The sequence below is a fragment of the Corynebacterium sp. AOP12-C2-36 genome (assembly GCF_052379185.1).
Classification (GTDB): domain Bacteria; phylum Actinomycetota; class Actinomycetes; order Mycobacteriales; family Mycobacteriaceae; genus Corynebacterium.
The window spans coordinates 56,086-76,693 of record NZ_JBQSYJ010000008.1; the positions used below are offsets into that span (position 1 = coordinate 56,086).

Annotated in this window: 22 protein-coding genes; 12 read left to right on the forward strand and 10 right to left on the reverse strand. The window is 70.8% G+C overall.

The genetic code is table 11. The annotated features are described in order from the left end of the window. Positions 1–23 precede the first annotated feature (23 nt). Complete coding sequence (locus ACT3UN_RS08525; RefSeq protein ID WP_441579312.1) at positions 24–623, reverse strand: hypothetical protein; 600 nt, start codon at positions 621–623, stop codon at positions 24–26. Between the two features lie 223 nt (positions 624–846). Here ACT3UN_RS08525 and ACT3UN_RS08530 point away from each other — a divergent pair, with 223 nt between their 5' ends. The 9 genes from ACT3UN_RS08530 to ACT3UN_RS08570 all read left to right on the forward strand — a co-directional run bounded on the left by ACT3UN_RS08530 (position 847) and on the right by ACT3UN_RS08570 (position 7,867). After that, positions 847–1,437, forward strand: coding sequence for a CarD family transcriptional regulator (locus ACT3UN_RS08530; protein ID WP_301444228.1), 591 nt, complete (start codon positions 847–849; stop codon positions 1,435–1,437). Between the two features lie 5 nt (positions 1,438–1,442). Beyond that, complete coding sequence (locus tag ACT3UN_RS08535) at positions 1,443–2,375, forward strand: IspD/TarI family cytidylyltransferase (protein WP_301444229.1); 933 nt, start codon at positions 1,443–1,445, stop codon at positions 2,373–2,375. Beyond that, complete coding sequence (gene ispF / locus ACT3UN_RS08540) at positions 2,372–2,863, forward strand: 2-C-methyl-D-erythritol 2,4-cyclodiphosphate synthase (RefSeq protein ID WP_301444230.1); 492 nt, start codon at positions 2,372–2,374, stop codon at positions 2,861–2,863. Before ACT3UN_RS08535 ends, ispF begins: the two co-directional genes overlap by 4 nt. A 256-nt stretch (positions 2,864–3,119) precedes the next feature. After that, positions 3,120–4,160, forward strand: coding sequence for an intradiol ring-cleavage dioxygenase (locus ACT3UN_RS08545; RefSeq protein WP_441579313.1), 1,041 nt, complete (start codon positions 3,120–3,122; stop codon positions 4,158–4,160). Positions 4,161–4,214: 54 nt separating this feature from the next. After that, on the forward strand, positions 4,215–4,526 hold the full coding sequence (locus ACT3UN_RS08550; RefSeq protein WP_301444299.1) for a twin-arginine translocase TatA/TatE family subunit: 312 nt from the start codon (positions 4,215–4,217) through the stop codon (positions 4,524–4,526). Further along, on the forward strand, positions 4,523–5,347 hold the full coding sequence (tatC, locus tag ACT3UN_RS08555; RefSeq protein ID WP_441579314.1) for a twin-arginine translocase subunit TatC: 825 nt from the start codon (positions 4,523–4,525) through the stop codon (positions 5,345–5,347). The genes ACT3UN_RS08550 and tatC overlap by 4 nt, the downstream gene beginning before the upstream one ends. Position 5,348: 1 nt before the next feature. Further along, complete coding sequence (locus ACT3UN_RS08560; RefSeq protein ID WP_301442915.1) at positions 5,349–5,894, forward strand: Sec-independent protein translocase subunit TatA/TatB; 546 nt, start codon at positions 5,349–5,351, stop codon at positions 5,892–5,894. Positions 5,895–5,930: 36 nt separating this feature from the next. After that, positions 5,931–7,196, forward strand: coding sequence for a sensor histidine kinase (locus tag ACT3UN_RS08565; protein WP_301442914.1), 1,266 nt, complete (start codon positions 5,931–5,933; stop codon positions 7,194–7,196). Continuing rightward, the gene (locus ACT3UN_RS08570) at positions 7,193–7,867 is read left to right on the forward strand and encodes a response regulator (RefSeq protein ID WP_301442913.1); all 675 of its coding nucleotides are present in this window, start codon (positions 7,193–7,195) and stop codon (positions 7,865–7,867) included. The genes ACT3UN_RS08565 and ACT3UN_RS08570 overlap by 4 nt, the downstream gene beginning before the upstream one ends. Positions 7,868–7,887: 20 nt before the next feature. Here the strand turns inward: ACT3UN_RS08570 and ACT3UN_RS08575 are convergent, their stop codons facing one another. Together ACT3UN_RS08575 and ACT3UN_RS08580 are read right to left on the reverse strand one after the other, a co-directional pair. After that, positions 7,888–8,436 carry a neocarzinostatin apoprotein domain-containing protein gene (locus tag ACT3UN_RS08575; RefSeq protein WP_301442912.1) on the reverse strand — a complete coding sequence of 183 codons (549 nt, stop codon included), beginning with the start codon at positions 8,434–8,436 and terminating at the stop codon, positions 7,888–7,890. A gap of 101 nt (positions 8,437–8,537) precedes the next feature. Next, the gene (locus tag ACT3UN_RS08580; protein WP_301442911.1) at positions 8,538–9,425 is read right to left on the reverse strand and encodes a fumarylacetoacetate hydrolase family protein; all 888 of its coding nucleotides are present in this window, start codon (positions 9,423–9,425) and stop codon (positions 8,538–8,540) included. Between the two features lie 27 nt (positions 9,426–9,452). On the opposite strand from ACT3UN_RS08580, the gene cysS reads away from it, so the two are divergent. Next, a complete protein-coding gene (cysS, locus tag ACT3UN_RS08585; RefSeq protein WP_301442910.1) occupies positions 9,453–10,871 on the forward strand; it encodes a cysteine--tRNA ligase in 1,419 nt (472 codons plus the stop codon). Between the two features lie 135 nt (positions 10,872–11,006). On the opposite strand, the gene ACT3UN_RS08590 is transcribed toward cysS, so the two are convergent. Beyond that, complete coding sequence (locus ACT3UN_RS08590) at positions 11,007–12,404, reverse strand: MFS transporter (protein ID WP_444656899.1); 1,398 nt, start codon at positions 12,402–12,404, stop codon at positions 11,007–11,009. A 69-nt stretch (positions 12,405–12,473) separates the two neighbouring features. On the opposite strand from ACT3UN_RS08590, the gene rlmB reads away from it, so the two are divergent. Then, positions 12,474–13,424, forward strand: a complete 951-nt coding sequence (rlmB, locus tag ACT3UN_RS08595) for a 23S rRNA (guanosine(2251)-2'-O)-methyltransferase RlmB (protein ID WP_301442908.1) — start codon at positions 12,474–12,476, stop codon at positions 13,422–13,424. Positions 13,425–13,521: 97 nt separating this feature from the next. Here rlmB and ACT3UN_RS08600 read toward each other — a convergent pair whose 3' ends face one another. From ACT3UN_RS08600 to ACT3UN_RS08610, 3 genes are read right to left on the reverse strand one after another with little or no spacing between them, the layout of a single operon-like run. Further along, positions 13,522–14,421, reverse strand: coding sequence for a metal ABC transporter permease (locus ACT3UN_RS08600; protein ID WP_301442907.1), 900 nt, complete (start codon positions 14,419–14,421; stop codon positions 13,522–13,524). Then, positions 14,418–15,122, reverse strand: a complete 705-nt coding sequence (locus ACT3UN_RS08605) for a metal ABC transporter ATP-binding protein (protein ID WP_301442906.1) — start codon at positions 15,120–15,122, stop codon at positions 14,418–14,420. The genes ACT3UN_RS08600 and ACT3UN_RS08605 overlap by 4 nt, the downstream gene beginning before the upstream one ends. Further along, complete coding sequence (locus ACT3UN_RS08610; RefSeq protein ID WP_441597287.1) at positions 15,123–16,151, reverse strand: metal ABC transporter solute-binding protein, Zn/Mn family; 1,029 nt, start codon at positions 16,149–16,151, stop codon at positions 15,123–15,125. Between the two features lie 76 nt (positions 16,152–16,227). Between ACT3UN_RS08610 and ACT3UN_RS08615 the strand changes: the two genes are divergently transcribed. Beyond that, positions 16,228–17,382, forward strand: coding sequence for a LacI family DNA-binding transcriptional regulator (locus ACT3UN_RS08615; RefSeq protein ID WP_441588448.1), 1,155 nt, complete (start codon positions 16,228–16,230; stop codon positions 17,380–17,382). Here ACT3UN_RS08615 and otsB read toward each other — a convergent pair. From otsB to ACT3UN_RS08630, 3 genes are read right to left on the reverse strand one after another with little or no spacing between them, the layout of a single operon-like run. After that, complete coding sequence (gene otsB / locus ACT3UN_RS08620; RefSeq protein ID WP_301443899.1) at positions 17,357–18,265, reverse strand: trehalose-phosphatase; 909 nt, start codon at positions 18,263–18,265, stop codon at positions 17,357–17,359. The two genes, ACT3UN_RS08615 and otsB, sit on opposite strands and share 26 nt — an antisense overlap. A gap of 25 nt (positions 18,266–18,290) precedes the next feature. Beyond that, a complete protein-coding gene (locus tag ACT3UN_RS08625) occupies positions 18,291–18,965 on the reverse strand; it encodes a hypothetical protein (RefSeq protein ID WP_301443900.1) in 675 nt (224 codons plus the stop codon). After that, on the reverse strand, positions 18,962–20,533 hold the full coding sequence (locus ACT3UN_RS08630) for an alpha,alpha-trehalose-phosphate synthase (UDP-forming) (RefSeq protein ID WP_301443901.1): 1,572 nt from the start codon (positions 20,531–20,533) through the stop codon (positions 18,962–18,964). Before ACT3UN_RS08630 ends, ACT3UN_RS08625 begins: the two co-directional genes overlap by 4 nt. Between the last annotated feature and the right edge of the window lie 75 nt (positions 20,534–20,608).

Consider the following 20,608-nt stretch of genomic DNA (forward strand, 5'->3'; position numbering starts at 1 on the left):
GCTTGCGGCGAACTAGCCGGAAACTAGCCGATGTCGGCGCCCTCGTGGTCGCCGTCGATGGTGTCGGTGCCCTCGCGGGTCACGCCGTCCTGGTGGCGGTTGGTGTGGCCGGCCTCGGCGTACCAGGCGGTGATGGGGGCGTTGATCTCGAGGTCGCCGTTGCTGAACTCGAAGGTCACGACGCGGGCGGCGCCGGTGTAGAAGTTCTCGCCCTCGACCGTGGTCTCCAGGTACTCGACGCAGCCGGCGTCGGCGTCCTCCGGGTTCATGTCCGAGATCGCGGCCTCGGAGTCGGCCACCACGGAGCAGTCGGGGGAGACGGTGACGTTGCCGCCGATGTCCAGGGTGGCGTCCTGCACGGAGACGCGCTCCAGGGTGATGTCGTTGCCCTCGACGCCCTGGTTGGCGAGGTTGAACTTCAGTGCGACGGAGTTGTCCTCCTGGGTGATCAGGGTGACGTCCCGCACGGCGGCGTCCCCGAGGTCACCGTCCGTGCCGTTGACGGCGGCCACCTGGTTCGCGGTCTGGGAGATCTGGCCCGCGCCACAGGCGGTCAGGGCCAGGGCCGCGCAACCGGCGGTGACGGCGAGCAGCCGACGCGCGGCGGGCTTCCGGTTCTTCACTGTTGTTCTCCTCCATCTGAGGCCCGTTTCGGGGGGCCGTCAACTGCAGATGATATGTCCCGGCACGTGTCACGGTGACGGGTCTCGTCGAGTCCACATTAACCTGTGTGGGGGCTGGACACATAGTCGGAGGATTCACCTAGGGGTGGCGTGCAGGGTGGGGTGCAGGGCGGGGTGCCCGTGACGGGCGGGGTTGAGCAGCAGGGTGCTAAACTGGCTCGTCATGGAGTTCAACATCGGGGACGTCGTCGTTTACCCCCACCACGGTGCCGCAGTGATCGAGGGAATTGAGCAGCGCGTTTTCAAGGGGGAGCCGGTCGACTACCTCGTGCTCCGGGTGAACCAGGGGGACCTGCTCGTCCGGGTGCCCGCGGCGAACGCCGAGACCGTCGGTGTGCGCGACGTGGTGGGCGAGGAGGGGCTGCTGAAGGTCTTCTCCGTCCTGCGTGAGACGGACGTCGAGGAGGCGGGCAACTGGTCCCGCCGCTACAAGGCCAACCAGGAGCGTCTGGCCTCCGGCGACGTGAACCGGGTGGCCGAGGTCGTGCGCGACCTGTGGCGTCGCGACCAGGACCGTGGCCTGTCCGCCGGCGAGAAGCGCATGCTGGCCAAGGCCCGCCTGGTGCTCGTCGGAGAGCTCGCCCTCGCCGAGGGCGTCGACGACAAGAAGGCGGACGACACGGTGCGCCGGATGGAGGAGACCATCGTGCGCCACCGTGAGGAGTCCGCGGCCCGCCGTGCCGCAGGCGTCGGGGAGGACGAGGCACCGCAGTCCGTCGACCTCGACGATGAGCTCGGCGAAGACGAGGACTGACGCCGGTGGCGGGAGCAGCGGGAGCCCCCGGGGGACGCAGCGGTGACGGTGTCGACGGTGTCGGCAGCGTCGAGCGGGTCTTCGCCGTGGTTGCTGCCGCCGGCAGCGGCAACCGGTTGGGGGAGGTGCTGCCCAAGGCGTTCGTCGAGGTCGACGGGCGCACGATCCTGGAGCGTTGCCTGGACGGGCTGGCCGCCTCACAGGCCGTGGGCCACACCGTGGTGACGGTGTCCAGCGACATGCTCGAACACACCCGCGACCTGGTGGCCGCCCAGTCCGGGCTGTGGGGACCGATGGATGTCTCCGTGGTCCTCGGGGGAGCCGACCGCGCCGACTCCGTGCGCGCCGGACTCGAGTCCGTCCACGCCCTGGTAGGCGATGCGGGTCAGGATGCAGGGCTCGACGGCGGCTCCGCCTGTGCCGAGCTCGGTGAGGTTCCTACAGGGTTCCTCGTCGCCGTTCACGATGCCGCCCGGTGCCTGACCCCGCCGGACATGATCCGCGCCACCGTCGCCGTCGCCGCCGAGGGCGTGGAGGACGGCACCTGGGCCGGCGTGGTCCCCGTCCTGCCCGTGACCGACACGGTCAAGGTGGTGGAGACCGTCTCCGGTGGGGCCGTGGACGGTGCGGAGGTCATCCGCTCCACCCCGGAGCGCCGCGTGCTGCGCGCCGCACAGACCCCCCAGGTCTTCGCCCTCGACCGGCTGATCGCGGCCAACCGCATGCAGCAGGCGCGGGAGGAGCTGGACTCGGCGCACCCGACGGGCAACCCGCCGTCCGACCTCGCGCCGGCGGCGGTGACCGACGACTCCTCGCTGATGGAGATGGCCGGTGAGACCGTCGCCGCCGTGGCCGGGGATGAGCGCGCCTTCAAGATCACCCTGCCGGAGGACCTGGAACGCGCCCACCGCGCTGTGGGCAACGGGGGAGTGGCGTGATCGTCCCGCGTGTCGGTGTGGCCACCGACGCCCACCAGGTGGAGGCCGGCAAGCCGTGCTGGATGGCGGGCCTGCTGTTCGAGGGGGCCGACGGGTGCGAGGGGCACTCCGACGGCGACGTGGTCGCCCACGCCGTCGTCGACGCCCTGCTGTCGGCGTCCGGCCTCGGCGACCTCGGCTCCTTCGTGGGTGTGGGACGCCAGGAGTACGCCGGGGTCACCGGTGCCCGTCTTCTCACCGAGTGCCGGGAGTTGCTGGCGTCCCACGGGTTCACGATCGGCAACGCCGCGGTGCAGATGATCGGCAACCGCCCGAAGATGGGTCCGCGCCGGCTCGAGGCGCAGCGGGTGCTCTCCGACCTCCTCGGTGCGCCGGTGAGCGTGTCCGCCACCACCACCGACCACCTGGGGTTCACCGGTCGTGGCGAGGGCGTCGCGGCCGTGGCGACCGCCGTGGTGTGGCAGGACGCGGCGGCCGTGGGGGTCTGAACGGTCTTCTGACCGGGGGAAGTGCCGACCGCGGGGGCCGGCGCGCATCCGCTGACGGTAGGCGGGGATACCGCCGATGGGGTACGCGAGTGACTGCGTAGGAGGGATTCGGCACCGGCCTGCGTCGACGAGACTTGGGAGCACGTTGTTGAACGGCAGACGCCCCGGATGACCCCGGGGAGCAGGACCGCCGTGAACACCGCGACACCGCAACTGTTCCCAGTCCCCGGGAAGCACCCCGGGAAAGGAGACCATCATGGCCACCCGAGTTCCCGAACCCACCTCCACCCCCGACGGCCCCGCCTACGAGGGCCGCCTGCTCGACCGCCCCGACGAGGAGGTCGTCGACCAGGGCGTCGGATTCGACCTGCGCACCCTGATGAGCCGTCGGGTGTTCATCGGGGCCGGCGTCGCCGGCGCCGGTGCCGTCGCACTGGCCGCCTGCTCGGACGGCTCCGGTTCGTCCTCCAGCGGGGTCACCACCACCGCGGGCAGTGTCGACACCGCCGACCTGCCGGACGCAGAGATCCCCGACGAGACCGCCGGGCCCTACCCGGCCGACGGGTCCAACGGACCGGACGTCCTGCAGGAGTCCGGCATCGTGCGCAGCGACATCCGCTCCAGCATCGGTGCCGACGACCCCGTGGACGGCGTCCCGTTGGAGTTCACCTTCACCATCACCGACATGGACAACGACGACGCACCGTTCGCCGACGTCGCCGTCTACGCCTGGCACTGCGACGCCCAGGGGCAGTACTCGATGTACTCCGAGGGCGTCGAGGACGAGACGTGGCTGCGCGGCGTGCAGGTCGCCGACGCCGACGGCACGGTCACCTTCACCTCCGTGATGCCCGGCTGCTACACCGGCCGCTGGACCCACATCCACTTCGAGGTCTACCCGGACGTCGACTCCATCGACGACTCCGCCAACGCGATCGCCACCTCCCAGATGGCCTTCCCGGAGGACGTCCTCACCGACGTCTACGAGCTGGACACCTACGACGGCTCGTCGAGCAACCTCTCGCAGATCACCCTGGACTCCGACAACGTCTTCGGGGAGGACAGCGCCGCCCTGCAGATGGCGACGATCTCCGGCGACGTGGACTCCGGCTACATCTCCTCGCTCACCGTGCGCGTGGACACCACCACCGAACCGACCGGCGGCGACGCACCCGGCGGTGGTGGCGGCGAGGGTGGCCCCGGCGGCGAGGGCGGCGAGCCGCCCAGCGGCGGCATGCCGGACGGCGAGATGCCGGACGGTGCCCCCGACGCCGCGTCCGACGCGACCGCGTCCTGACGCCCCAGAACACACCCCAGAACACACCGCTAGAACCCACCTAAGGAGTACGTCATGCTACAGAACCTCACCGGAATGCACGCCCTGGTCATCCTGGCCGTCGTCCTGCTGCTCTTCGGGGCAGCGAAGCTCCCCGCCCTGGCCAAGAGCCTCGGCCAGTCCGTCCGGATCCTGAAGACCGAGGCGTCTGACCCTGCGCCCGCGGCGGCAACCGCTACCGCGCCCGCGGTACCTGCCGCAGCAGCCACCGAGGACGTCGCCGCAGCGCCCACCGCGCAGGCACCCACGATCCACACCGTGAACACCGTCGACGACCTGGACGGCGTGAACGGCCTGAACGGTGCAGAGAGGAAGCTCACGTCATGACGTCCGCGACCGCAGGACCGGCCGGCATGCCGCTGTCCGGCCACCTGCTCGAAGGACGCAGGAGGCTCACCCGCGTCGCGGCGGCCCTCGTGGTCGCGGCCGTCATCGCCTACCTGCTTTCCGACCAGGTGCTGGAGGTGCTGCGCGCGCCGGTGGTCGACATCGCGCAGACCCGCGCCGCAGCCATTAACTACGACAGCATCACCGGCGCCTTCGACCTGAAACTCCGCATCGCCCTGTTCGGCGGTATCGCCCTGTCGAGTCCGGTCTGGCTCTACCAGATCCTGGCCTACGTGGCCCCCGCGCTGACCCGCCGGGAGAAGCGCTACGCCTTCGGTTTCCTCGGCGCGGTGATCCCCCTGTTCGTCGCCGGGTGCGCCGCCGGTGTGGCGGTGTTCCCCCGCATCGTCGAACTGCTCGCCAGCTTCGCCTCCGCCGACGACAGCACCCTGCTGCAGGCGTCCTACTACTTCGACTTCGTTCTCAAACTCGTCCTGGCCGCCGGTGTGGCGTTCACGTTCCCCGCCTTCATCGTGGTCCTCAACTTCATGGGCGTGCTGTCGGCCCGCACCATCGCCCGCAGCTGGCGGGGGATCACCATCAGCATCGTGGTCTTCAGCGCCCTGGTCACCCCGGCGGCCGACCTGCTGTCGATGTTCTTGATCGCCGTCCCGATGGCGGTGCTGTTCGGGATCTCGCTGGCCATCGCCTGGATCCACGACCGACGGCACCGTACCGACGCTCCCGACTGGGCGGATCTCGCAGAGCAGGACGACCAGCAGGCAAGCACCCGGACAAGCACCCTGGAAGGAGTGTCCTGACATGTTCGGTCTCACCATCGAGAAGATCATCGTGATCGGCGTCGTGGCCGCGATCATCATCGGCCCGCAGCGGCTGCCGCTCTACGCGGAGAAACTCGCCACCTTCATCAGGAACTTCCGCAGCTTCACCGACTCGACGAGACGCCGCGCGGAGGAGGAGCTGGGCGTCCCCGTCGCCGCGATGGACCCCAAGACGTGGAACACCCAGTTCCGAGCCTACGATCCGCGCAGGATCGTGCGCGACGCCCTGAACGGTGACGGCACCGCGGGTCCTGCCACAGCACCGGACGCCGCCCCGGACGCAGTAGCGTCCTCCCCGGAGACGGGCCGCGAACCCGAACCGGAACCGGCGCAGCAACAGGAGCCGGTGCAGGAGTACCGGGAGCGCTGGGTCGTGGTCGGCGGATCCTCCGGACACCCGATCCGCCGCCGGATCGTCGAACCGGTCCCGCCCGTCACCGACGTGCAGGACGATGCGCAGGACGTGCAGGACGATGCGCAGGACGCTCCGGCCGCAGCGGCGGCCCCTGCGCCGGCCGCACCCTGAGCGTCGCGGATCGCCCCGATACTGCACAATGGCCTCATGACCCAGGCAGAACCCCACCCCCCGACCCCCACCGAGCGTCCGGCATGGATCCCGGTGTGGGTCGGGGATCTGGCGGTCATCGCACTGATCCTCGCCTCCGTCGCCGTACCCGGCCCGGGCCCCGGACCCGCCGGGCCGGGCGGGGGGATGCCCGACCACCGCCTCGACCTCGTCGTCACCGGGGCCGCGGTGCTGGCGGCGGCATTGATGCCGCTGCGTCGACGGTGGCCGCTGCCGGTGCTCGCCGTCTGCCTGGCGGTGTACGTGGGAACCGTCCTGCTCGGGGTGCCCGCACTGGGCCCCGGCATCGCCGCGATCGTCGCCGCCTTCGCCGCGGCCACCAGCGTCCCGCGTCCGGTGGCTCTGGGCTGCGGGGCGACGGGCGCGATCCTGGTGGCCGTGCTGAGCCTGTTCACCAACGACCGGCTGACCCTGGACCCGCAGGTCTTCCAGATCGCCGCGGGCATCGCCATCGCCACCGCGCTGGGGGACAGTGCGCGCTCCCGGCGTGAGTACGCCCGGGCGGCCACCGAGCGCGCCGAGCGGGCCGAGCAGACCCGCGAGGCCGAGGCACGGCGCAGGGTGGCCGAGGAGCGGCTGCGCATCGCCCAGGACCTGCACGACACGGTAGCGCACCGGATCTCGGTGATCAGCCTGAACGCCGGGGTGGCGTCCAGCTCGCTGGACACCCGGCCCGACAAGGCGCGCGAGTCACTCGGCACGATCCGTGAGGCCGCGCGTGAGGTGCTCGGCGACATCGGTGTGCTCCTGCGCTACCTGCGCGCCGGGGACGCCGGCGGTGCCGGTGCCGGGGCAGGGGACACCGGCGGCGGGTCCGTCCAGCTCCCGCAGCCGGGTGTGGCGGACCTGGACGACCTGGTCGCCTCCATCGCCGGGGCGGGGCTCACGGTGCACCGCTCCACCGACGGCGACCTGGCCGGACTCGACGACACCACCGGACGGGTGGTCTACCGCGTGGTGCAGGAGGGCCTGACCAACGCGCACAAGCACGGTTCGGGCAACACCGCCGAGCTTGCGACCAGCATCGCGAGCGTCCAGGACCGTCGCGTGGTGTCGGTGCGGGTCAGCAACCCGGTCTCCGAGGACGGACGCAACCAGCCGGACGCCCCGCACGGGTTCCTGGGCCTCACCGGGCTGCGCGAGCGTGTGGCCGCCGTGGGCGGGGCGGTCACCGCCGTAGAATCGGACGGGACATTCACGCTCACCGCCGAACTACCACTTCCCCGGGAGGAACATCCGTGACCACCGTGCTCGTCGTCGACGACCAGGTCCTGATCCGTCAGGCCGTCGTCGACATCCTGTCCAGCGCACCGGACACCGAGGTGGTCGGTGCCGCGTCCGACGGTCTGGAGGCGGTGTCCATGACCGCCGAACTGCACCCGGACGTGGTGCTGATGGACATCCGCATGCCCCGCCTCGACGGCATCGAGGCCACCGGGCGGATCTGCTCGGAGCCGGGCAACGCCGACAGCCGCGTGCTGATCCTCACGACCTTCGAGGAGGACGAGTACGTGGTCGCCGCCCTGCGCGCGGGGGCCAGCGGCTTCATCGGCAAGGGTGCCGAACCCGACGAGATCATCCGCGCGGTGCACTCGGTGGCGGACGGGGACGCGTTGTTGTCGCCCACGGCGACACGCAGCCTGATCGCCCGCTACGTCCAGTCCCCGGAACCGCGTCCCGCGGTCTCCGAGGAGGCCGCCGGACGCCTGGGGCTGCTGACCGAGCGCGAGCGTGAGGTGCTGCAGCTGGTGGGCAGGGGGTTGTCGAACCAGCAGATCGCCGAGGAGTTCTTCATCTCCCCGCACACGGCGAAGACCCACGTGAACCGGATCATGACCAAGATCCACGCCCACGACCGGGCCCAGCTGGTGATCCTCGCCTACGAGGGTGGGCTGCTGGTCCCCGGGGAGTAGTTCGCGGCTTAGTTCGCGGATTAGCTCGCGAAGGTCACCGGGACCGCGGCGACGTCCTCGAAGGGCGGCTGCGAGGAGTGGTCGGTGATCAGCTTCAGCGAGCAGGAGTCCGTGGTGCAGTCCACGGAGCCGTCCTCGTTGGTGGCCTGGACCGTGAGGTCGAACTCGGCGTTGCCCTCGGCGTCGTAGGTGGCGGTGCCGCCCTCCTCGCCCTCGGGGACCACCCGTGCCCACTCCTCCATGGAGCCCGCGTAGGTGCCCGGGTCGGCGCTGGCACCGTCGGTGGTGCCGACGGCCACGTAGTAGCTGTTGGCGGTGTCGAGACCCTCCAGGGTGACGGTGACCGTGTCGCCGTCGGAGAGATCGTCGGCCTTGTCCACGGTCAGCGGGCCGTCCGAGGCGCCTGAATCCTCCGCCTCATCTGCGCTGTCTGTGGCGCTGGCGTCGGAGCTGCTCGAGCTGTCAGAGCTGTCGGAGTCGTCGGAGCAGGCCGTGACGCCGAGGGCGAGGGAGGCTGCGGCGGCCAGGGCGGCCGCACCCCGCAGCGAACGGGTGGTGCGAAGGGACATGGGGGCTCTCCGAAACGTGTTGGGCGGCGTAAGTGTACTGAGCCGACCCTATCAAAGCGTCCGGACGCAGGGGGCCCGTCCGGGGACCCCCGGGCGCCAGATCACATCCGGATGGTGGACTCCACCGCGCCGAGCCCGTCGACCTCGATGCGCACCACGTCCCCGTCGGCCAGGAACCGTCCGGAACCTGCACCCACGCCCTCGGGTGTGCCCGTGACGATCACGTCGCCGGGCTCCAACGTGGCGAAGTTGGAGATGTAGCGCACCAGGTCCACCGGGGGGAACACCAGGTCGGCGGTGGAGTGTTCCTGGCGCAGGTCACCGTTGACCCAGGTGCGCAGCACCGCGCCCTCGGCCACCGGGTCGTAGTCGTCGGCGACGGTCAGCCACGGGCCGAAGGCGGAGGAGCGGTCCAGGTTCTTGCCCTGCAGCCACTGCTGGGTGCGGTACTGCCAGTCGCGCTGGGAGAAGTCGTTCATCACCGCGTAGCCGCCGATCGCGGCGCGGGCCTCCGCCGCGGTCGCCCCGCCCTGGGCACCGGGCAGCCGCGAGCCGATGACCACGGCGAGCTCACCCTCGTAGTCGGCCTTTTCCGTCATGCCTTCCGGCACGGTCACCTCGGCATACGGTGCGGTCAGCGCCGAGGGGTACTTCACGAACAGGGTCGGGTGGTCGGGGATGGGGTGGCCCATCTCCTCGATGTGCTCGCGGTAGTTCAGGCCCACGCAGAAGATCTTCGACGGAGAGGGGACCACCGGCAGCAGGTCGGCGAAGGGCACGGTGACCTCGTCGCCGTCGCGGCGCAGTCCGGCCTCCACCGCGCCGCGGATGCCGGAGGAACTGCCCGTGGCGCTGCCGGTGAGCAGTGCGCCGAGCCCGCGGCGGTCCACGATGCGTCCGGTCACCCCACCCCCGTTCGGTGCGTCGTCGACCCCGTCGACCTGGATGGTGCATCGCGAACCGTCGATCCGGACCGTCGCAAGTTTCATGGGGCCCCCCCGTCTAGACTGTCTGTTGTGACTCTGCGATTCTTCGACACCGCGACCCGTGAACTCCACGACTTCGTTCCGCTGCAGGAGGGGCATGCCTCGGTGTACCTGTGTGGTGCGACCGTGCAGTCCGTCCCGCACATCGGTCATGTGCGCTCCGGCGTGGCATTCGACGTCCTGCGCAACTGGCTCGAGGCCAAGGGGCTGGACGTTGCGTTCGTGCGCAATGTTACAGACATCGACGACAAGATCCTCAGCAAGTCCGCCGAGAACGGTCGGCCCTGGTGGGAGTGGGCCGCCACCCACGAGCGCGAGTTCACCCGCGCCTACGACCTGCTCGGCGTGGCCGCCCCGTCCGTCGAACCCCGCGCGACCGGGCATGTCCCGGAGATGATCGCCTACATCCAGCGCATCATCGACGCCGGGATGGCCTACGCCAGTGAGGACGGCTCGGTGTACTGCCGCACCGCGCAGGTGCCCGGGTACGGCTTCCTGTCCCACCAGAAGCTCGACGAGCTCGACCAGGGGGAGGACGCCGCACCGGGCAAGGAGGACCCGCGCGATTTCGCCATGTGGAAGGCCGCGAAACCCGGCGAGCCCGGGTGGGACACCCCGTGGGGCTTCGGGCGCCCCGGCTGGCACATCGAGTGCTCGGCGATGTCGCGCAAGTACCTCGGCGCGCGGTTCGACATCCACGCCGGCGGCATGGACCTGCAGTTCCCGCACCACGAGAACGAGGCCGCCCAGGCGCATGCCGCGGGCGACGAGTTCGCCAACCTGTGGATGCACAACGGGTGGGTGACGATGTCGGGCGAGAAGATGTCGAAGTCGCTGGGCAACGTGCTCTCGGTGCCGAACATCCTCACCCTGGTGCGTCCGATCGAGCTGCGCTACTACCTCGGCTCGGCGCACTACCGCTCCATGCTGGAGTACTCCGAGTCCGCGTTGCAGGAGGCCGCCGCCGGTTTCCGACGTATCGAGAAGTTCCTGACCCGCGCGGTCGAGGTCCTCGGCACGGTGGAGACCGGCACCTGGCTGCCGGCGTTCGAGGAGGCGTTGGACGACGACCTGGCCGTCCCGCAGGCGCTCGCCGTCGTCCACGACGCGGTACGGGCGGGCAACAAGGCCCTGGAGTCCGGCGACCGTGCCCAGCTCGCCGAGATTGCCGGCGCCGTGCGCGCGATGGTCGGTGTGCTGGGTGTGGACCCGCTGTCGGCGACGTGGTCCGGGCCCACCGCCCAGGGCCGTGGCCAGGGGATCGGCGCCGGTTCGTCGGACGCGGCGACGGTGGCGTTGGACGTCCTGGTGAAGGCGGAGCTGGAACGGCGTGCCTCGGCGAAGGCGGAGAAGGACTACGCGACCGCCGACGAGGTGCGCGACCGGCTGAAGGCCGCCGGCGTGGCCGTCACCGACACCGCCGACGGGGCGACCTGGTCGCTGGGGTAGTAAGCAGGGCACGGGCCCGCGCGGCGTCCGCTCCGTTGTCTCGCGTCAGTTCCCAATCCGATTCGGTTCTCCCAGGACACTCGCGGTGACCGAATCGGCTTGGGTTCGTACATTCGCTCCGGGGAAGAGGCGCGCCTACCGCTCCATCAGCCGTGTGCCCTTGAGTTCCGGCAGCGCGAGCGCGGCCACGGCCGCCACCGCGAAGGCCACCCCGAACAGGGCGAACAGTACCGGCATCCCACCGAAGACCAGCAGCGGCGGCACGATCAGCGGGGCGAGGATCGAGGCGAGCCGTCCGAAGCCGGTCGCCGCACCAGTGCCTCTCGCTCTCATGGTGGTGGGGTAGAGCTCCGGCCCGATGGCGTACAGCGCACCCCACGCACCCAGGTTGAAGAACGACAGCAGACAACCCGCGGCGATGATCTGCCACTCCACCCCGGCGAAACCGTAGAGCCCCGCGGCCACGGCCGAGCCGGCGAGGAACGCGGCCAGTGTCGTCCTGCGCCCCCAACGTTCGATGAGGAAGGCCGACACCGCGTACCCCGGCAGCTGCGCCAGCGTGATGACCAGGGTGAAGGTGAAGGACTTCACCAGCGTGTAGCCCTGGTCCACCAGGATCGACGGGATCCAGGTGAACGCGCCGTAGTAGCTCAGGTTGATGCAGAACCAGATCGTCCACAGCGCGGTGGTGCGTGAGCGCAGCGCCGGCGACCAGATGCCGGACGCTGCGGCGTCGGAGGCGTCGGAGGCGTCGGACGCCCCGGCGCCAGCCGCGCCGCCTGCGGCGTCCGGTGCGTCCTGCGCCTGTTCGCCCTGCGTACGCAGGCTGAACTTGGCCGGCTCGGACTCCTCGAAGCCGACGACGATCCGCTCGGCCTCCTCGTGGCGGCCCTTCGACTCCAGGAAGCGCACGGACTCCGGCAGCGACATGCGCACGTACAGGGCGTAGAACGCCGGCACCATGCCGAGCGCCAGCGCCCACCGCCACCCGTTGTCGCTCAACGGGATGATGAACGCGCCGATCACCGCGGCGGCCAGCCAGCCCACGGCCCAGAACGCCTCCAGCACCACGACCATGCGTCCCCGGACCCTGCGCGGCGCGAACTCGGAGACCAGGGTGGACGCCACCGGCAGCTCCGCGCCCAGCCCCAGGCCCACCACCACGCGTAACGCGATGAGCACCGCCAGGCCACCGGCCAGGGCGGACGCCCCGGTCGCCAGCCCGTAGACCAGCAGGGTGGCGGCGAAGACGTTGCGTCGGCCGAAGCGGTCGGCGAGCAGCCCACCGAAGGTCGCGCCTAAGGCCATGCCGATGAAGCCGGCGGACGCCAGCCACGAGGTCTCCGTGTGGCTCAGCCCCCAGTGCGTGGTCAGGGCGGCCATGATGAAGCCGATCAGGCCCACGTCCATCGCGTCCAACGCCCACCCGATGCCGGACCCGCCCAGCAGTTTCACGTGCCTGCGGGTCACCGGCAGGGCGTCGAGACGTTCGGTACGGGACAGGCTCGTGCCCACGGGATCCGGAGGGGTCATAACCAGCAGAGGATACCGTGCGGACACGGCGTTGTGAACAGGGGGAACGCGCGGGGTAGTCTGGTCGCCATGGCAGGAAACGACAAGCGCCGCGGCGCGGTACGGAAGACGGCGCGCAAGGGCTCCGACAAGGGCTCGGGCGGCACCAGGCGACGGGGACTCGCCGGCAAGGGGCCCACCCCCAAGGCCGAGGACCGCGTCTACCACGCGAAGTACAAGGCGAAGAAGACCAAGGAACGGCACGACTCCGGGCGTCAGCGCCCCAGGGACGCCGACGACCAGCCGGAGCTCGTCGTCGGACGTAACCCGGTGATCGAGTGCCTGCGGGCGGACGCACCGGCGACCGCCCTGTACGTCGCCGTGGGCACCGGCAACGACGACCGCCTCTCCGAGGCGGTGCACACCTGTGCCGAGCGTGGCATCGCCGTGCTCGAGGTCAGCCGCGACGAACTGGACCGCATGACCGGAAACGGCATGCACCAGGGCATCGGGCTGCAGGTGCCGCCGTACAAGTACGCCGAGGTCGAAGACCTCATCGAGGCCGCGCAGACCTCCGGGCGTCCCGGCATGATCGTGGTGCTCGACAACATCACCGACCCGCGCAACCTGGGTGCGGTCATCCGCTCGGTCGCCGCCTTCGGTGGCCACGGTGTGGTCATCCCGGAGCGCCGGTCGGCGTCGGTGACCGCGGTGGCGTGGCGCACGTCCGCCGGTACCGCCGCACGTCTGCCCGTGGCCCGGGCGACGAACCTGGTGCGCTCGCTGAAGCAGCTCCAGCAGTCCGGCTACCAGGTCGTGGGCCTGGACGCCGGCGGCAAGCACACGCTCGACACCTACGACGGGACGACCCCGGTCGTGGTCGTGGTCGGTTCCGAGGGCAAGGGACTGTCGCGTCTGGTGGGGGAGACCTGCGACGACATCCTCTCGATCCCGATGGCCGGACGGGTGGAGTCGCTCAACGCCTCCGTCGCCGCCGGTGTGGTGCTCAGCGAGTTCGCCCGCCAGCGCCGGGTCGGGTAGCTCGGTTCATTCCGGTTAGCTCCGGGGCGTGAGGGGTCAAGGTGTTCCCACCTTGACCCCTCAGGTCGTCCAGGAGCCCCGAAAGCGACCTGAGGGCTCAGGGTGCCGCATGGTGGGGGTCGGCGACCTCCCCGGTGGAGCCCGGTACGGCACCCACGGCGGATCCCTTGCGCGCGGTCTCGTCGCGGACGGCCCGCCGGCCCCGGGCCCACCCGATGGTCCGGCACGCCAGGTAGATCACGAAGCTGATCGTGGTCACGAAGGGGCTCACCGGCAGCCCCGGCGCCAGCGACAGCACCAGCCCGCCGGCCGAGGCCGTGGTGGCGAAGATCGCGGACAGCACGACCGCCAGCAGGGGGTTCGAGGTCACCCGCACCGCCGCGGCACCCGGGGTGATCAGCAGAGCGAGCAGCAGCAGCGCGCCCACGATCTGCACGCCCTGGGAGGCGACGATGCCGATGAGCACGGCGAAGGCGGCGGCCAGCAGCTTCACCGGCACACCGGAGGCCGCGGCCATCACCGGGTCCACCGTGGCGAACAGCAGGGGACGCCACAGCACCGCGACGGCCGCGGCCACCAGCACCGACATCAACGCCAGGATACCCAGTGAGGCGCCGGAGACCCCCACGATCTGCCCGGTGAGCAGGGCGTAGGCCTCGGAGGTGCGCCCGGGGTACAGGTAGATGAACAGCACGGACAGGCCCATGCCGAAGGCGAGGACCACACCGACGGTGGCGTCCTGCTCCTTCAGCCCCAGCAACGCCAGGACCACGGCGGCCAGCACGGCACCGAGGACCGCGCCGGTGGTCACGCTCACGCCGAACAGCAGGGCCGCGGCGGCTCCCATCAGGGCGAGCTCGCCGGTGGCGTGGGCGGCGAAGCTCATGCGGCGCATCACGATCAGCGGTGCCAGTGCACCGGACACCAGTCCGAGCAGCAGCGAGGCGAGCAGGGCGTTCTGGACGAAGTCGACCTGCAGCAGGTCCCAGGTACTCACACGACCACCATCCGTCCGTTGACCTCGGCGACGTCGACGTGCGTGCCGTAGAGGCGGGAGAGCACCGGGCCGGTCATGACCTCGTCCACGGCACCCGTGACGTGTCCGTCGGGCCCGAGGTAGAGGATGCGGTCGGTCACGCCGAGCACCGGGTTGATGCTGTGGGTGACGAAGACGACGGCGGTGCCGTGTTCCCGTCGTCGCCGGTCGAGCAGGTCGACGGCGGAGCGTTGGGCCGAGAGGTCGAGGCTGAGCAGCGGTTCGTCGCACAGCAGCAGTTGCGGGTCGGTGGCCATGGCCTGGGCCTGGCGGACGAGCTGCTGCTGCCCGCCGGACAGCGTGCCCACCCGACGGTCCGCCAGGCCGGACGCACCGACCTCGGCGAGGGCGGCGTCGATGGTGGCGCGGTGGGGGCGTCGGCGCGACATCACCCCGTGCTCGATCGAGAGCCCGACGAGGTCGCGGACCCGGATCGGCAGGTCGGCGTCGAACATGCGCTGCTGCGGGATGAACCCGACCCGCTCCGGGGCGTTGACGCTGCCGGAGGTCAGGGCGCGGGTGCCGAGCACCGCGTTGAGCAGGGTGGACTTGCCCACTCCGTTGGGGCCGAGCACGGTGAGGAACTCCCCGGGCTCGACGGTCAGGTCCAGGTCGTGCCACAACGGGTCGACGCTGGCACCGGTGAAGGTCAGGGCGGACATCTAGCTGAGCGCATCCTCGAGGTCGGTGATGACGGCGTCGACGTAGTCGGCGTAGTCCTGCTGGCTGCCCCCGCTGGTGCCGGGGGTCTCGGTGACGTTGACGACCGGGACGTCGTTGTCCTCGGCGGCGTCGGTGAGCTGGCGGGACGCCTGGCTCTCCGACTGTGTGTTGGTGATCAGTGCGTCCGCCTCGCCGTCGGCGACGAGGTCACGTGTCGCGGCCAGGTCGGCGACGGAGGGCTCGCCCTCGTTCAGGACGGTCCGGGCGAAGCTCTCGGGGGTGACGTCGTGGATCTCGGACCCCTTGAGCAGCAGTCCGGCGACCGGTTCGGTGAGCACCACGTGGGCGTGCGGCAGCTCGGCGATGCGGGTGGTGAACTCGTCGGTCATCTCGCGCACGCCGGTGGCCTCGGCGGGGAAGCTCTCGTCGAGGTCATTCAGGTGGGCGGCCAGGTCGTCGGCGAAGTCGGCGACGAGGTCCATGTCGAACCAGACGTGCGGGTTGTCCTCGCCCTCGAGGATGCCGCTGCCATGGTCGTGACCGTCGTCGGACGCGTCGGACGCATCGGCGTCCGCGTCGTCGGACGCCGTAGCGTCCTGCGTGTGCTCGTCGTGGTCGTGGTCCTCGCCGAGGGGGGCGGCGGTGATGACCTCGGAGTCGTCGCCGGCGTTGTCGGTGAGCCAGTTGTCGTAGCCGGCGCCGTTGCCGACCACGATGTCGGCGTCGCGGATGGTGGCGATGTCGCGGGCGGTGGCCTCGTACTCGTGCGGGTCGTCGTCGGTGCCCGAGAGGATCGTGTCCACGGTGATGTCGGACGTGTCCCCGTCGGCAGCGTCGGCGGCAGCGTCGTCGACGACCTGCTGGGCGATGTCGCCCCACGTCGAGGTGGACGCGACGATGCGGATCCCGCCGTTGTCGGCGGACGCGCTGTCCGCACCCGAGCAGGCGGTGAGCCCCAGGGTGAGCGACGTGGCTGCGGCCAGTGTCAGGGCGGTGACGGTGCGGGGGGTGGGGCGGCGTCTGGGCATGGGGCCGACTCTAATCCTTGTTGGGAACGATTGCCAATTAGGGTAACCAGGGTCACAGCGGGGCAGGTCGGATACCATGGTCGACGTGAATCGCTCCAGCAACCAGGCCCGTCAGGGACGACGGGGGACACTCGCCTCCATCGCCGCGGAACTGGGTGTCTCCCGGACCACGGTGTCCAACGCCTACAACCGTCCCGAACAGCTCTCGGTCGACCTCCGCGAACGCATCATGCGCACCGCCGAGCGCATGGGCTACTCCGGGCCGGACCCCACGGCGCGCTCGCTGCGTACGCGCCGGGCCGGGGCGATCGGCGTGCTGCTCACCGACGACATGACCTACGCCTTCGAGGACCAGGCCTCCCTGGAGTTCATGTCCGGGGTGTCCGAGGCGTGTGTGGGCATGGACACCTCCATGCTGCTGATCCCCGCCGGGGCGGAGACCGCGGAGGAGGACCGGCCCGCCGCCCTGGTGAACCAGGCCGTGGTGGACGGCTTCATCGTCTACTCCGTCGCCGCGGACGACCCCTTCCTCGCCTCGGTGACCAACCGCAACGTGCCGACGGTGATCTGCGACCAGCCGGCCGACGACCACGGGGTGAACTTCGTGGGCATCGACGACCGGGAGTCGATCCGTCCGGCCGCCCGGGCGCTGGTGGACGCCGGGCACCGTCGCATCGGCGTGTTGTGCATCCGTCTGGACCGCCGGCCCAACAACGGCCCGGTCAGTGCCGGACGCCTGGCGGACGCGCAGATGCACGTGCAGAAGGGCCGTGTGCTCGGCGCACTGGCCGTGCTCGAGGAGGCCGGGGTGGACCGGTCGGACGTGCCGGTGATCGAACGCCACCTCAACAACCCCGACACCGCCCGCAGCGCCGCCGCGGAACTCCTGGAGAACCACCCGGACCTCACCGCGGTGATCTGCACGACCGACAGTCAGGCGCTCGGCGTGCTCGACTACGCCGAGGACAACGGCATCGACGTGCCCGGCGATCTCTCCGTGGTGGGTTTCGACGGCATCGCCCGCGCCCGTGACCGCGGCCTGGCCACCGTGGAGCAGCCCAACCGCGAGAAGGGTTTCACCAGCGGAAACGTCCTGGCCGCCCTGATCGGACGCAACTCCGAACCGACCCGCCGGCAGCCGACGATGGCCTGGGCGGAGCCCGAGCAGCGCATCATCCTGCCGACACGCTTCCTTCCGGGCAGGACTATCGGTCCTCCCGCAGCTCGCTGACCGCGGCCACCGATGCGGCGTCCACCACACCGCCGTCACGGTCTCCCTGGCGCAGCAGGCGCGCCTCGGCCAGCCGGGCGAGCACGTCGGCCACCGCGACGGGGTCGGCCAGGCGCCGGTGTGCCGCGGTGTCCCCGTCGCCGACACGGATACCGAGGTCAGGACGCGCCGGCACGCCGTCCCCGTCCGTCGCCAGCCCCTGCTGGTCGAGGACGCTCAGGGCGGTCTCGTCGGTGACGTCGTCGCCGGCGAACACCACGGCGTCGGGTTCGGTGCGGTCGATGAACGCCGAGAGGTAGCTGCCCTTCGTCACCGGGGAGACCGAGACCTCCACGATGCTCTTGCCCGGGGTCACGGTCACCCCCTCGAGTTTCTGGGCGGCCAGGCGGAACTCCTCGTAGGCGGTCAGCCCCGTGCGTTCGTCGGAGGCGCCACGGATGTGCAGACCCACGGCGAAGGGCTTGTGCTCGACCCACATCCCGGCGTCGCGGTCGGCGTACTCCTGGGCCATCGCCGACAGTGTGTCGAGCAGCTCGCGCTGGTCGTCGTCGAGACCGGAGCTGGTGGCGTCGGCGGGTTCGGCACCGTGACTGCCCACCAGAAGGATGTCCCCGGGACCGGGGTGCGCGATGGCGGTGGCCTCGGCGACGGGTTCGAGGACCTCGAGGTTGCGTCCGGACAGCAGCATCACGGTGGTGCCGGCGCACCCGGCGAGCCGGTCGATGGTGGCACGGGCGCCGGGGACCATGCGCACCGCCAGCGGGTCGGTGGAGAAGCCGGAGAGGGTGCCGTCGAAGTCCAGGGCGACGAGCAGGTGCGGTACTTCGGCGAGGTACTGGATGTCGTCGGTGGAGACGGCGGGGAGGGTGGTGGCGTCGGTCATGGCCCCCAGCGTAGCGGCACCGGAATCACGGTGTGGCGAGGAACTCCACGAAGCGTCCCGTCTGCCACGCCGACGGGGAGTCGTCCGCGCGGGTCAGCCGCAGCTCGTCCTCGCCGGGGGTCTCCCAGCGCAGCGTGGGCACCTCGTCGGTGTCGCCTGCCTCGTCGTCGGTGTCGGCGGTCTCGGAGGGCTCGGCAGACTCGGAGGGCTCCGTGGTTTCAGCGTCGGTGGACTCGGTGGACTCGGTGGACTCGGTGGCCCCGTCGCCTTCGCCGAGAACGGCGACGAGCCGTTCGGCGAGTTCACGGTCGTTCGGCAGGCACTGGGTGCCCTCGGATTCGCCGCTGATGTCGCGGGCGCTGAGCCCGGGGAACCGGACGCGGTCGTTGTCGAGCCATTCCACGTCGCCGCTGATCGCCATGCAGCCCGCTCCGCCGGTCACGGTGCTGCCGCCGAGGGCCAGCCAGGTGCGCGCCTGGTCGGTCTGCGACAGGCTGGACGACACGGCCGTACCGGAGTCGGCGAGGCCGGCGTCCTCGATGCGTCCGACCTGCCAGCGCACGTCGGCGAGTTCGCCGGGGATGTCGGAGCCGCACGCGGTGAGCAGGAGCCCACCGGCGAGAACGACCCCGCCGAAGGCGGTGCGTCGGCGGGTGCGTGCGGTCGGGTGCAGGACGCTGCGGGGGTGCTGCCGGGTCACTCGCCGTCCGCCCCTGCGTCGGCGGCGTCGGTGTCGAGCACCTCCGGATCCAGCACCGCGAGGAAGCGGCGCGCCCACCCGTGCACGTCGTGGGTGCGCACCTCCTCCCACATCTCCGCCATCCGGGCCTGCTTGTCCTCGTCGGGGGAGTCGATGGCCTTCATGATCGCCGCCGCAGTCGACTCCACGTCGTAGGGGTTGCACAGGTAGGCGTTCGGCAGCTGGGTGGCGGCACCGGTGAACTCACTGAGCACCAGGGCGCCGGAGCCGTCGGAGTGGCTGGCGACGTACTCCTTGGCGACCAGGTTCATGCCGTCCTTCAGGGCGGTCACCAGCATCACGTCCGCCGCGGCGTACAACGACACCAGCTGGGCGAAGGGCATGCTCGCGTGGGAGTAGTGCACCACCGTGTGGCCCAGGCTGCCGTAGGCGCCGTTGATCCGGGAGACCGTGCGTTCCACGTCCTCACGGGTGCGGGCGTAGGAGTCGAGGCGTTCGCGCGACGGGGTGGCGACCTGGATCAGGCAGACCTCGTCCGGGTTCAGCAGGCCCTGGCTGAGCAGCTGTTCCAGTGCCTTGAGTCGCTGGTGGATGCCCTTGGTGTAGTCCAGGCGGTCCACGCCGGCGAGCAGGATCTTCGGTGAGCCGACGCGGCGGCGCAGCGCCGTGGCCGCCGAGACCGTCTCCGGGGCGGTGGCCTTGGCCTGCACCCCCTCGGTGTCGATCGAGATGGGGAAGACCCCCACCTTCACCTCACGTCCGTCGGCGGTGCGCACGGTGCCGGCCACGGCGTCCCTGCGCGGCAGCCGGGCCCCGCGGATGTAGGAGACGCCGGACTCGTCGGTGCCCGCGGCACCGTCGTCGGTGAACGTGCCCTCGCCGTCGGCTCCGCAGGCGTCGCCCTCGCCGACCTTGCTGAACGTCACGTCGCCGCCGAGCGCGCGCAGCGTGTACAGGAAGTTCCAGGCCGAGTCCGGGGTGTGCAGGCCGATGAGGTCGGCGCCCAGGGTGCCCATCAGCACGTCCCAACGCCACGGGAGCTGACGGAACAGCTCCGGGGAGGGGAAGGGGATGTGCAGGAAGAAACCGATCTTCAGGTCCGGGCGCATCTCACGCAGCATGCCGGGCACGAGGTGGAGCTGGTAGTCCTGCACCCACACCGTGGCACCGGGGGCGGCGGCGTCCGCGGCGGCCCGGGCGAAACGCTCGTTGACCGTGCGGTAGGCGCGCCACCAGGAGCGGTGGAACTCCGGGTGCACGATCAGGTCGTGGTACAGCGGCCAGAGGGTGTCGTTGGAGAACCCCTCGTAGTAGGTCTGGAACTCCTCGGTGGAGATGTTGACCGGGGACAGGGTGATCCCGCCGTCCATCTCCGGGAGGTCGGCGGCGACGATCTCCTCGTCGGGGGAGTCCGCGGTGGCGCCGGGCCAACCGACCCAGCTGCCCTGACTGGACTCCAGCACCGGACGCAGGGCGGTCACCAGACCGCCGGGGCTGGGGGACCAGGTGACGTTGCCGTCGCGGTCCACGGAGCGGTCGACGGGCAGCCGGTTGGCGACCACGACCATGTCGCTCCCCGTGTCGATCCCGGTGTCGATCCCAGTGTCGGTGGTGCTGTCATCTCCGGCAGTCACGGCGTGGTC

Bases quoted from the DNA above. Each gene is read 5' to 3' on its own strand.
- ACT3UN_RS08630 (WP_301443901.1), bottom strand. From the start codon at position 20,533: ATGGTCGTGGTCGCCAACCGGCTGCCCGTCGACCGCTCCGTGGACCGC.
- ACT3UN_RS08560 (WP_301442915.1), top strand. From the start codon at position 5,349: ATGTTCGGTCTCACCATCGAGAAGATCATCGTGATCGGCGTCGTGGCC.
- ACT3UN_RS08615 (WP_441588448.1), top strand. From the start codon at position 16,228: ATGGTCGACGTGAATCGCTCCAGCAACCAGGCCCGTCAGGGACGACGG.
- ACT3UN_RS08580 (WP_301442911.1), bottom strand. From the start codon at position 9,425: ATGAAACTTGCGACGGTCCGGATCGACGGTTCGCGATGCACCATCCAG.
- ACT3UN_RS08545 (WP_441579313.1), top strand. From the start codon at position 3,120: ATGGCCACCCGAGTTCCCGAACCCACCTCCACCCCCGACGGCCCCGCC.
- ACT3UN_RS08605 (WP_301442906.1), bottom strand. From the start codon at position 15,122: ATGTCCGCCCTGACCTTCACCGGTGCCAGCGTCGACCCGTTGTGGCAC.
- ACT3UN_RS08575 (WP_301442912.1), bottom strand. From the start codon at position 8,436: ATGTCCCTTCGCACCACCCGTTCGCTGCGGGGTGCGGCCGCCCTGGCC.
- otsB (WP_301443899.1), bottom strand. From the start codon at position 18,265: ATGACCGACGCCACCACCCTCCCCGCCGTCTCCACCGACGACATCCAG.
- tatC (WP_441579314.1), top strand. From the start codon at position 4,523: ATGACGTCCGCGACCGCAGGACCGGCCGGCATGCCGCTGTCCGGCCAC.
- rlmB (WP_301442908.1), top strand. From the start codon at position 12,474: ATGGCAGGAAACGACAAGCGCCGCGGCGCGGTACGGAAGACGGCGCGC.
- ACT3UN_RS08530 (WP_301444228.1), top strand. From the start codon at position 847: ATGGAGTTCAACATCGGGGACGTCGTCGTTTACCCCCACCACGGTGCC.
- ACT3UN_RS08590 (WP_444656899.1), bottom strand. From the start codon at position 12,404: ATGACCCCTCCGGATCCCGTGGGCACGAGCCTGTCCCGTACCGAACGT.
- ACT3UN_RS08550 (WP_301444299.1), top strand. From the start codon at position 4,215: ATGCTACAGAACCTCACCGGAATGCACGCCCTGGTCATCCTGGCCGTC.
- ACT3UN_RS08610 (WP_441597287.1), bottom strand. From the start codon at position 16,151: ATGCCCAGACGCCGCCCCACCCCCCGCACCGTCACCGCCCTGACACTG.
- ACT3UN_RS08565 (WP_301442914.1), top strand. From the start codon at position 5,931: ATGACCCAGGCAGAACCCCACCCCCCGACCCCCACCGAGCGTCCGGCA.